Below are 1,267 nucleotides of genomic sequence, written 5' to 3' on the forward strand. Positions count from 1 at the left end.
CGCCGTGCGCGACGCGGCCAATGCCACCGATCGGGCGATCCCACCGCGCACCCTGCATGAACGCATCTTCGCCGTGGCTGCCGCGCAGCCCACGCGACCCGCGTTGATCGACGGTGCCAGCAGCTTCACCCTCGACTATGCAACGTTGGCGAACCGGGCCCTGCAGGTCGCTTCCCTGCTGCAAGCCCACGGCGTGCAACCGGGCGATCCCGTCGCTCTCTCCCTGCCGCGCGGCAGCGATGCCGTCGTCGCCGTGCTCGGCATCCTTGCCGCCGGTGCCTGCTACGTCCCTATCGCTCTCGCCCAGCCTGCCGCCCGGCGACAGCGCATCCAGCGCACCGCCGGCATCCGGCATGTGTTGACCGATGCCGAGCATGCGCCGCAGGTCAGCGATGCGATAGCCATCGACATCGAAACTGCCATTGAACACGCTCCCTTGCCCGCGCCGATCACCGTCGACCCCGCCGCCTCCGCCTATGTGATCTTCACCTCCGGCTCCACCGGCGAGCCCAAGGGCGTCGAGGTCAGCCATCGCGCCGCCGCCAACACCCTCGACGATCTCAACACGCGCTACCGGGTCGGGCCGCAAGATCGCGGCCTGGCCGTCTCCGCACTCGACTTCGACCTCTCCGTCTACGACCTGTGCGGCCTGCTCGGCGCCGGTGCATCGCTCGTGCTGCTGGACGAGGTCGACCGGCGCGACGCTTCCGCCTGGCTGCGCTACGTCCACGACCATCGCGTCACCGTGTGGAACAGCGTGCCGGTGCTGCTGGACATGCTGCTGGTGGTCGCCGAGGGCGACGGCCGGCCGCTGCCGCTGCGCCTGGCGATGGCTTCCGGCGACTGGATCGGGCTGGATCTCCCCGCGCGCNNAGCGGCGATCTGGTCGAACCTGTGCGAAGTGTCCGCACCGCTGCCCGTGCACTGGCGTTCCATTCCCTACGGCCGTCCGCTCGCCAACCAGCGCTATCGCGTGGTCGATGCCCAGGGCCGCGACTGCCCCGACTGGGTGCCCGGCGAACTATGGATCGGCGGCGCCGGCGTGGCCGAGGGCTACCGCGGCGCGCCCGACCTTACCGCCGAACGCTTCGTTCGCCACGAGGGCCTGCGCTGGTATCGCACCGGCGACCTCGGCCGCTACTGGCCCGACGGCACGCTGGAGTTCCTCGGCCGGCGCGACCAGCAGGTGAAACTGCGCGGCCATCGCATCGAGCTGGGCGAGATCGAGGCGGCCCTGCTGGCGCAGCCGGGCATACGCCAGGCGGTG

At 70.9% G+C, this 1,267-nt stretch carries 1 protein-coding gene; it reads left to right on the forward strand.

The window, feature by feature from the left end; genetic code table 11:
• Positions 1–73: 73 nt before the first annotated feature.
• Positions 74–871 (forward strand): AMP-binding protein (locus ASG87_RS21145; RefSeq protein ID WP_235499698.1); only part of this gene is annotated, 798 nt, incomplete at its 3' end.
• Positions 872–1,267 lie beyond the last annotated feature (396 nt).

Source organism: Frateuria sp. Soil773, from assembly GCF_001428405.1.
In the GTDB taxonomy this organism is placed as follows: domain Bacteria; phylum Pseudomonadota; class Gammaproteobacteria; order Xanthomonadales; family Rhodanobacteraceae; genus LMSL01.